Here is a 10,069-nt window from a genome sequence, read left to right on the forward strand (position 1 = left end):
ACTAATTTTATGCAATCTTCTTTAAATGCATAATCATATTTAACTTTTCTTTCCATAAAAAATGCCCCAAATAGTGTCTAACTTTTTGGGGCATGTCCACAATTGGAGGTTTTCTAAAGTATCAAAGTCGCAATGATCGGTAAAACAAGCTATTGCAGAAAACGGAATTTTAGATCTACTAAACTCAATTGGTTTTTTATTAGAAAACAATAATGCAGGCGTTTCTATAAAATTTATTTGAGAATTGGCCTGAGCAATAATCTTCTCGTTAGAGTTTCCGGTATAAAACGTTAATGGCTTAGAGTTTAATGGATTAAATTTCCATAATAGTCTAGACGGATTCTTTTTTTCGAATTCCCAAACACCAATTTGAAGATTAGGCTGCACAAAAAAGCCATTACTCAATTTAATTATTTTGGGAGAAAACTCATTGGCAATAAAATCACAATTTGCATCAGTCCAAGTGTAATTGTGGTTTCTAATGAGTTTTACTGGATCTGTAAAATCTATTTGAATAGTAAAAAAGCTAGATTTATTGATTACCGATTGACAATCAATTATAAATTTATTATACTTGATTGCACTATCAACAGTGATTTTTATATTTTCAGATAATAAAGTTACAGATTGTATCATTGTTTACTGTGTTCTTTTTCCTAATTCCATTAATTTTTTGGCATAGAAAACCGACTTTTTAAATTGTATCAATCGATATGGCATTTTAACAATTTTTAATGGTAATTGCCATTTGTTACCTTTAAACAAATACATTGTAAAATATTTATTTTTATATTCTATTAATTGTTGTGGCGTAAAATGTTTGTGAATTTGATACATAATTGTAGGACTCGGTACAGGTCGCACATTTTTTACAGGCGTATCCAATTCCCATGGTTGTATTTTTCTTTTTTTACCTATAATTTTGGCTTGTGTACCCCAAAAACGATAACCTCCAACTGGTGGTTTTAAGTGTAAATTGGTTGCGTATGGATTATTTAAAATCATGATTCCTTCTTTAACAAGCGACAATCCAAAGTCACTATCCTCGCCATATCCACCATCATAATTAATATCATTACCTACAACTTGATCTACATATTTTTTTCTAACGCACGAGTTAGCATTACTAAAAGTTAACGAAGCACCAACAATCCATCGTTCGTTTTTATAATTTTTTAATTTTACTTTTAAGTCCTCCAAATCTTGTTTTTGATGATCTGCTCTAATGTCTAGCCCATTGCAACCACCGGCATCGTATGTTTGTAACAAGCTTATATGTTTTTCTATAAAATCTGATGGAATTCTAATATCATCATCGCCAAATACAATAAATTCTCCTGTACATAAATTAATTGCTTCGTTACGAGCGCGGCAACTTCCTACAGATGTTTGCCATATAAATTGTACCTCAAATGGATAATTTTCTTTTTTATACAACGACTCATCTCTACTTTGACTTGGTGTTGCATCAACAACAATTACTTGCGTTGGTCTATAGGTTTGATTTTTTAAATCTTCTAATAAGGTTAGTGTAAAATCTTGCCTTAACATGGTAGGAATAATGTAACTAACTGTAGGGTTTCCTTTTATTTCTTTTAATGCTCTTAGTTTTATTACATTGGGAAATGCCCTTTGTTTAAAATGTTTTTTGGCATAGAAAAAGGCATTCCATTCACTAATTTTCCATATTCCTTTTCTATAAAGCATAAAAAGTGAGTGATCAATTTTGAAATTTTTAATATAAAAAACATACCTATCCTTAGTAGAAATAGTGATTTTTTCTATCGTAGTACTGTCATACAAACCTTTGGTATATAAAGGAATTGCGCCCGAATTTCGAACAGCATTGTAGCCAAAATCTAAAGCTTGTAATTGAAGATTTTTTATTTCTGGATCAAAGCCATTTAATTGTTCCCAAACTGTTTTTCTTACAGCAAAGGCATTGGGATTGATTCTCCAACTAACACAATTATCTAGATTGTCAAAATCATTTACATACCAAAAGAACACTACCGTTTGATATACAATATCTGAAAATGCATTTTTATATCCTTGTTCAAATGAGCTGTGCCAAATATCGCCATATTGAAGTGACAATTGCTCCAACTTATTCAAGTTTGGATTTCCTGTATAGAGAATAATTTCTCCGTTATTATTGGTGTATTCTTTGAAATTTAGTTTCATGTAATGGTATATTAATTCAATATAGATGGTCCGGCAAAGGTAATTATTTCATTTTTTCTAAACGTGATGGTTTTATATGGATAATCCATCTTGCTAAAGAATTTTTCTAAGGCAATGTATGTTGGTTCATTATTAACAATATGATAAGAGGCAATAGCAAAGTTAGGATTTAAGGTTTTCATGGTCTCCACACAACCTTCTAGCGCTTCAATTTCGGCACCTTCAATGTCCATTTTTATAAAATTTAGTTTGTCTATTTTTTTATCTTTTACCCAAGAATCTATAGTTACTGCTTGTTTTTTTACTGCATTGTTAGTACCAGAAAACAGCACCGCAGACGAGCCTTCTGTTCCTGCTTCTTCAAAGTTTACAAGTTCATTTTTATTCCAGAGCAGCAGTTTACAAATTTCAATATTGTTATGCAAATCTTTATTTAACTGCATGTTTTCTTCTATAAGATTTACATTAATATCGTCAGGTTCAAAGCTATAAACTTTTCCATATTGTCCTATATTTCTTGAAAAATAGATGGATAAAATTCCGGCATTTGCACCAGCATCAAGTACAATATCGTTATGTTTTACAGTATAAAAATGCTGATAATATTTAAAATCATCCAGAATTGGATAAATAGCATCTTTAGAAAAAATGGTCATTTCGCTAAAAGAGGTTTTATGAATGCATTCATTATCTTGAAAAGAAATAGCATAAGAAACGCCTTTGGGTTTCATAAAATTATAATAAACAATTTTAATGCGCTCTTTCAACTTTCCTTTTGGAATGATTTTACTAATTGCTTTCTTTATTCTTTTTTTCATTTAGGCAAGAAATTTTTATAAAATACTACAGATTGCTCCGCTACAACCTTAATACTAAACTTAGATGCTACTTTATTTCTCGCATTAAACCCAAACTCTTTTTGCAGCTTCGAATCGTTTAGTAGTTGAATTATTCTTTTGGCATATATTAAGTGATCTTTGGGATGCACTAAAAATCCATCAATACCATCATCAATTACTTCTTTTGCCCATCCAATATTGCTGGCAACAATTGGTTTTTGTAATGCCATTGCTTCAATCCAAGAGACAGGTAAAGCCTCGGCAAAAGTAGGAAAAACACAAATTGTGGCTTGATTAATATGTTTTTTTATCTCGTTATAAGGTACGCTACCGTGATAAATTACATTTTTAAAAGCTTCTTTATCAAACAAAGGTTGCATCAAGTCCCATGTTGGTGTCCAATTTTCTAAAATATCGAGAGCATTATTACCTACAAGAACAAGTTTTACATTTTTATTATGCTTGTAAACTTCATTAAAAATAGCTGGCAATTCTAGCAATCCTTTTTTTCTTATTAGCGTACCAAAATAGAATATTGTTTGTACTTCTTGTGGTGTTTCTAACCTTTCAAATTCGCTTATGTCTATAGAGTTTGGAATAACCTTAAAGACACGATTTTGATTAAAAAGTTTATTGGTTAAATTTCCGGTAAACTCGCTTACAGAAATAATTCCGTCAGCTTTCTTAAAGGCTCTTTTTTCTAAAAATTTGTTTAAAGGTTTAACTGGTCTATTATCAAGATGACAAAAATAGGTGTCGCTTCCGTTTAATCGAATAATTAGCGGACATTTTGTTTTTATTAATGCCGAGAATCCAGTCCAATCTGGAACCTCAACCAAATCAATTTTTTTTTGTTGGTACAAAGAATTGATTAGTTTTTCTACTTTTTTTTGAGAGAAAAACAACGAAAACCCTTTTACTTTTACATTTTTAAGTCGGTAAAAGTCTATTCCATTTTCATGAAACTGCTCATCAGAATCTTGTGTATAAATAATTATAGAAACTTGATGACCCAATTGAACTAATCCTCTAGAAAGATTTAAAATACTTGTACCTATTCCTCCTGATGTACCAGTTTTGGGATGTGGATATTCAAGGGTTACAAAACAAATTTTCATTGTTATTTTTTTTTAAATCACTATTTTTTTATACGTTTCAAAAGTAGCACTTTATTTTTAAACAAATTTAAATAACAAACCCCAACAGCCCACATTATCACTTAAAAAAGCAATTACTGTAACTACTAGATTTGCAGCAAATTAATGTGATTATCAACCATTTTCGACAATGAAAATTTTTCTTCTACAAGTTGTCTTGTGTTTTTAGTTATTTTCAAGTCATGCATTAGTATTTTTTCTAGAATATTTTTTAATGCTATATAGTCTTTGGCTTTATATATGTAACCGTTTGTATTGTTGACTATTGCTTCTTCATTACCACCAACATTAGTAGTTATAACTGGAACATTTGCTGCAAGGCTTTCAAGAATTGACAAGCTAAAACATTCCATGTGAGTTGGCTGCAACATATAGTCATAGTTACAAAAAATTTCTTTTAAGTTAGACTTACTTCCTTCAAATGTAAAGTTTTTTTCTAGACCGAGTAACCGCACTTTTTCTAGAAGTATTTCCTTGTATGGACCATCACCATAAACAGCAATTGTAATTTTATTTTTCAATACTGGCGATAAAAGTGCTACAGCATCAATTAAATCCTGAATTCCTTTAGACATTCTTAAATGTGAGGCTACGAGAAAGCTTGGGTTATCATAATCTCTTATTTCTCTGACTTTTATATCGTCAATAATAACACCATTATAAACCGTTATGGTTTTCTTTTTTACATGATTTCCAAAATCTTTAATAATTTCATCAACGGTATAGTTGGAAACGCCTACAAACAAATTGATGTATTTAGAATACAAAAAACCTTTAATTTTTTTTTCTATTTTTTTCTTAAAAGAATAGCCCAACAATGGTCTCGGATTGTGATCAATTGCTATGATGGTAGCATTGCTATTTTTTTTTACATTTTTAAAAAAAGGAGTACATAATTCTACAAAATGCGTAATTATATGCGAATATTGATTTTGAGAATGGTGTTCTAAAAAATAATTTTCAACATTATCGTGGTTGCTTGCATACAAATTGAAGTTTTTATAATTGCCATGGGTTGCTATATTGGGAAAAAACCAATGTACTTCAATGTTTTTTTCTTTACACTTTTCATTAAACAACCAAAAGAAATAATCCATTCCTCCTACACGTTGCGGTAGAAGTTCATAGTTGCATAAAATTGCGATTTTTTGGTGAATTATGCCCATTTATATAGCGTTTCTGCAATTCGTTTTCCTGTATTTTCAAGAGGTTTTCCAATCTGTAAATTTAAAAACTCTTTACGCTGAATCATGCGATTATCATTTCCGCTTAATAAATTATTTATTGCAGTTAAAAATTCATCTTCATTTTTTACAATTTCAGATGATTTAGATACTACCAAGTTAAATAAATGTTGGTACTTTAAAAATTTTTGATCGTCAAACATTTTATTTTCTTTGTTACCAAAAACAGGATTTACAACAGGTTTATTAAAAATAAAAGAGTCTAAAGTTATTGTTGATAGCACATTAATATTTATATCACAATGATATAATAACGATTTTAAATCATTTAAATCTTCTATAGACGGTACTCGTTGTGACCAACTCTCTTGATGATTTTTTCTTTTTATTGTCCAATCTGGAAAATTCCAAATTATAAATTTATATTTTTCTGCAATAGTATTAAATCGTTCTGGCTCTTCAACTGGAGAAGTTCTTACAATAAGATTAACCTTTTTAATTAATTTATTTTTTTCAATAAATTCTGCTAAAATGTTTAAATAAATTGGATCGTTTTTACTACTTGAGTCATTGCATGTAAAAAACAAAATGGGTTTATTAGCATCAAGATTAAACTTAGCTATTAAATTTTCTTTAGTATAACCATATTTTTCTTGAATAAAAGGTTCAAATTGAGGCGTACCAACAACCGCTACCTGATTCTTATTTATGGATTGATAAAAATGAAGCAACTCGGTCTCCATTAAACTACTCCAAACCAAATAATTATCAAAATTTCCAGCCATTCTTCCTTTAGACGCTAAGTTGTCCCAACTAAAAATAAATGCTATTGTTTTAATTTTTAAAATTTCTGCTGCATAAATTAAAGGTGCAATATACGGTGGACGTTGATGGGTAAACAAGAGATTTGTTATTCCATGATTTTTTAATAGTTTTAAATAATCTTTAGTTATTGAGTTATTTTTAAAAGATTTTTGTTGAAAATAATTATATCTTAAAATCCATTTTTCAGAATGAAATAAAGATGTAAATTGCATTATAAATCTTGTTGCATAACCTCTGTTAGTATTAGAGTTTGATTTATTACTATTGAAATTATCTTGTATTCCAAAGTTGTTTTTGCGATGTAATTGTAAATGAGCAACTTCTTTACTTTTTCTATAAAACCATGTTTTAAAGTTTTCATTATAAACCTCAAGCTCAACAATATCACAGTTTAAATTGAAATCTTCATATACGCTTTTAGGCAAACACGAAAAAATTATAACTTTATCAAACTTATTTTTAGCTTCTTTAATAAAATCGCTTAAAATAAAATTTCTAAAACCAACACCATCAGTAATTACAACTCCTAAATTTTTCATCTTTATTTTAAATTAAACTACCAATTCTTCCGTGGTCTGAATATGATCTAAGAACAATAAATTCTTTATCTATAGGTTCTTCCGATAAAAACGTAATATCACAAAAATAATCTTTTTCAATAGGATTTAATCGCCATGGCACAACACTATTATAATCTAATTTCCACCCATTTTTTTCTAAATCTCTAGTTTTCAAATCATTCCAAGAGGTGATATAATCCATCCAATTATATCCTAATTCCCAAGCCTGTTGTTCTAATGTTTTTAAATCTTCAATTTTTACTACCCTTAATCCTCCAACTTCTTCTTGGCTAATTGCAGTAGATTTATCATTTAACATTATTCCTTTTATGGAAGGCTGTTTAAAGTAATGCGCATTGGTAATTGCCAACTCGTCTATACTGGTTACAATTTTAGCACAAACAGTTTCAGTAGTACCATTACTTACCTTTGGATTAATTTTTACGTATCGAACCAAATCATAATATCTAATCCAACGCATATTTTGATACAAACCTAAACCAGCTTTATTTGCAGCTGTAGCAGCAAGAGGATAATAACTTCTAGCTAAAGAATATAATTTTCCTAAAACACCTTTACCACGACATTCCTCATCCAAATAAACATTAATAATCCATGCCATTTCTCCACCAAAATTGGCACCAACATGTCCAACAATATTATCTTCCTCATTTAAGCAAATGAAAGATCGTCCAAATTCTTTATTGCCATATTGCCAATTCCAAAAATCATAGTTTTGAAGTGGATGATTTTCTCTATATACACGATTGAAAAATAAAAATAATTTTTCCCAATCATTGTTATTTGCTTCTCTTGTTATCATATTTTTATATAATTTTTTCCACCAGGCAAATCGTTGCAATCAAACCGATGTAACAATAAATTATTTTGTTGATTGGTATTCACGCCTCTTGTAGTTGTAAAACCAATTTTATAACCAACTTCAGTCGCAATATTAGCTGCTTCAATTGTTGATGCTTCTGGAGTTCCATAAGGATAAGCCAACAATTCTATAGTGGAGTTGGTAAGTTTTTCAAAATATAACTTTGAATTTTCAAGTTCATATTTCATCTCCTTTTTATCTAACATTCCAACTGGAAAATGGTTGTGTGTATGACTGCCTAAATATCCTTTATTGCTCAACTCGACAACCTCATCCTTACTCATGTAAAGCTCATTTAAAATCTCATTTTCATCAAAAAAAGAATCAAAAATTACTTTAATCATTCTTTCTTGCTCTACAAAATTAATCTTAAAATTTAAAATATACTTCAAAACTGCGCTTTGTGCATCATCATAAATGTAAATTTTCTTTGCTTTTTCTTGGTCAATATCTATTTGTAAAAAAAATCCAAGTTTATTAATTTCCTTAATAAAATCTAGAGGTGAAAGAATTGATCTTAAAAGATGAATTTTGTGAACTGTGCTTACTTTTTCGTCTTGAAAATTCCTAGAATTTGCAAAAAAAACAGCAGGTATTTTATGGTTGTTTAAAACGGGTAAAGCATACTTATGTTGTTCTCTTAATCCATCATCGAAAGTGACAAAAAAGTAATTAACATTAGATTTTAAAACCATCTCTAAATTAGAAACCAAATCTATTGGACTTATAAAATCACCATGATTCTTTAAAGTCAACAATTGCTTTTCAAACTCATCAGGTGTTACACCAAAAATACTAGGATATTTAGTATTGAAATTTGGTCTTATATAATGATAGTTACTAACTGTTAACATTTGATTCCTTGTAATCTATTAAAAAAAATAATTCATCAAATATCATAGTTTTTTTTGGAACTCAAAAACATATTATCAATACTAATCAAAAAAGCTTCACAATTAGTGAAGCTTTTTATTTTTAATTAATTAAAAATTATCTTTTTAGAATCAATAATTTCACCATTTATATTCAGAGAAACAATATAAACACCCTTCTCAAAATTTTCTTTTAGTATTGATTTAGTTATATTGTTATCCCTCTCGTTAATAGTCAAACTATCTAACATTTTACCTTCAACATCAAATACTTGCAAGGATGCTGCAAGAACAGATTTCTCTATAGTTAATGAAATAGTAATTATGTCTTTTGATGGATTTGGTGAAACACTAATAATTTTTGTGTTATTATACTTTAATAAATCTCGATTTTGAAATTTAAAATTTGTTGAAATTTGAGTTTGCAAATCAATAATTTGAATTTGTTGTTCTTTAATATGAACTTGCTGTTCTTTTATCGCTTCAACTAAATAGGGAATTAATTCAATATAATTTACTGCTTTTTCACCATTCTGACTTGTTGCAACTAAATGAGGTAATACTTTTTCTATTTCTTGAGCAATAAAACCGCTATGATTCGCATTATCAAAATTCATATCTTTGTTAGCCTCTCTGTTCCATAAATAAGTTTTACCATCAATAGCTTCTATGGCTTGCATTGCATTTTCAATTGGTTTAATATCTTTTTTAAATTTACTATCTGATATTGCAAAATATGCTATCGATCTAGTTATTCCATTTACATCTAGCTTTATATTACCCGTTGAATTGGGAGAACCAAGGGCTAAAGTTGCATATCCAGAAGAACTACAAGTTATGGATGAATTATTTGTTAACGTAGTTCCTATTGATACACTTGCGCCATTATCATATATTTGACCACATGATAAATTACCTGTGGAATTACTTACAGGTATTAAATAATTTGTTAAACATGAATTAGTTATTCCACCACCATTATCATCAACTAAAATAACATCACCACTATTATTTACAGACAAAACCTTATTTGGAGTTCCAACACCACTTGTTAATACATTAATATTATTATTGCTAAAGTTTTTAAATCTTAACCCAAGTGTGTTCGGAATTACACCTGAAGCAGTACTATTAATCTCTAATCTGTTTTGAGGTATTACATTATTCGACAAACCTAAACCAACATTTCCATTAGAATGAATATAAAGTTGTTGATTAGATGCTCCATCAGCAAGAATAATAGTATTGGATGGATTTCCAGTAGTAGGAAGTATTACATATCCTAAAAAAGTATTATAATTACCCGTATTTAAATTTTCACCTGATTGAAATCCAATTGCGACATTTCTAATTCCACTTCCACCTCTACTGTAAGTTCCCATGACAATATTATCAACACCAATTGCCTGATTATTTCCGCTAAAAGCACCAAGTCCAATTCCAATATTTCCTGTTCCTGAAATAAGACCTAATCCTGAATTTGCACCAACAAAAGTATTACTATTCCCTGTAGTATTATTTCTTCCAGATCCTTGACCTAAAAATGTGTTCAAATTTCCTTGCGT

Annotated in this window: 9 protein-coding genes; all 9 read right to left on the reverse strand. The window is 29.2% G+C overall.

Annotated features, from left to right (window positions below; genetic code table 11):
- Positions 1 to 39 precede the first annotated feature (39 nt).
- The gene (locus ACH2CG_RS11245; protein WP_395065208.1) at positions 40 to 636 is read right to left on the reverse strand and encodes a hypothetical protein; all 597 of its coding nucleotides are present in this window, start codon (positions 634 to 636) and stop codon (positions 40 to 42) included.
- A 3-nt stretch (positions 637 to 639) separates the two neighbouring features.
- Positions 640 to 2,184, reverse strand: a complete 1,545-nt coding sequence (locus ACH2CG_RS11250) for a glycosyltransferase family 2 protein (protein ID WP_395065210.1) — start codon at positions 2,182 to 2,184, stop codon at positions 640 to 642.
- 11 nt (positions 2,185 to 2,195) lie between these two features.
- On the reverse strand, positions 2,196 to 3,002 hold the full coding sequence (locus ACH2CG_RS11255) for an FkbM family methyltransferase (protein WP_395065212.1): 807 nt from the start codon (positions 3,000 to 3,002) through the stop codon (positions 2,196 to 2,198).
- Positions 2,999 to 4,141, reverse strand: a complete 1,143-nt coding sequence (locus tag ACH2CG_RS11260; protein WP_395065214.1) for a glycosyltransferase family 4 protein — start codon at positions 4,139 to 4,141, stop codon at positions 2,999 to 3,001. Before ACH2CG_RS11260 ends, ACH2CG_RS11255 begins: the two co-directional genes overlap by 4 nt.
- A 125-nt stretch (positions 4,142 to 4,266) precedes the next feature.
- The gene (locus tag ACH2CG_RS11265; protein WP_395065216.1) at positions 4,267 to 5,346 is read right to left on the reverse strand and encodes a glycosyltransferase family 4 protein; all 1,080 of its coding nucleotides are present in this window, start codon (positions 5,344 to 5,346) and stop codon (positions 4,267 to 4,269) included.
- Entirely contained in the window at positions 5,337 to 6,728 is a 1,392-nt protein-coding gene (locus tag ACH2CG_RS11270) for a hypothetical protein (protein WP_395065218.1), read from the reverse strand. Before ACH2CG_RS11270 ends, ACH2CG_RS11265 begins: the two co-directional genes overlap by 10 nt.
- Before the next feature lie 7 nt (positions 6,729 to 6,735).
- Positions 6,736 to 7,572: a GNAT family N-acetyltransferase gene (locus tag ACH2CG_RS11275; protein WP_395065220.1), complete on the reverse strand. Its 837-nt coding sequence runs from the start codon at positions 7,570 to 7,572 to the stop codon at positions 6,736 to 6,738.
- Positions 7,569 to 8,486, reverse strand: coding sequence for a polysaccharide deacetylase family protein (locus ACH2CG_RS11280; RefSeq protein ID WP_395065222.1), 918 nt, complete (start codon positions 8,484 to 8,486; stop codon positions 7,569 to 7,571). The genes ACH2CG_RS11275 and ACH2CG_RS11280 overlap by 4 nt, the downstream gene beginning before the upstream one ends.
- A 125-nt stretch (positions 8,487 to 8,611) precedes the next feature.
- The coding region (locus ACH2CG_RS11285; RefSeq protein ID WP_395065224.1) for a tail fiber domain-containing protein at positions 8,612 to 10,069 on the reverse strand (1,458 nt) is incomplete at its 5' end.

The sequence above is a fragment of the Flavobacterium sp. genome (assembly GCF_043778725.1).
Lineage (GTDB): Bacteria > Bacteroidota > Bacteroidia > Flavobacteriales > Flavobacteriaceae > Flavobacterium.

Excerpts from the sequence above, each read along its gene's own strand:
- ACH2CG_RS11245 (WP_395065208.1), bottom strand. The coding sequence starts at position 636 with ATGATACAATCTGTAACTTTATTATCTGAAAATATAAAAATCACTGTT.
- ACH2CG_RS11270 (WP_395065218.1), bottom strand. The coding sequence starts at position 6,728 with ATGAAAAATTTAGGAGTTGTAATTACTGATGGTGTTGGTTTTAGAAAT.
- ACH2CG_RS11280 (WP_395065222.1), bottom strand. The coding sequence starts at position 8,486 with ATGTTAACAGTTAGTAACTATCATTATATAAGACCAAATTTCAATACT.
- ACH2CG_RS11250 (WP_395065210.1), bottom strand. The coding sequence starts at position 2,184 with ATGAAACTAAATTTCAAAGAATACACCAATAATAACGGAGAAATTATT.
- ACH2CG_RS11265 (WP_395065216.1), bottom strand. The coding sequence starts at position 5,346 with ATGGGCATAATTCACCAAAAAATCGCAATTTTATGCAACTATGAACTT.
- ACH2CG_RS11260 (WP_395065214.1), bottom strand. The coding sequence starts at position 4,141 with ATGAAAATTTGTTTTGTAACCCTTGAATATCCACATCCCAAAACTGGT.
- ACH2CG_RS11275 (WP_395065220.1), bottom strand. The coding sequence starts at position 7,572 with ATGATAACAAGAGAAGCAAATAACAATGATTGGGAAAAATTATTTTTA.
- ACH2CG_RS11255 (WP_395065212.1), bottom strand. The coding sequence starts at position 3,002 with ATGAAAAAAAGAATAAAGAAAGCAATTAGTAAAATCATTCCAAAAGGA.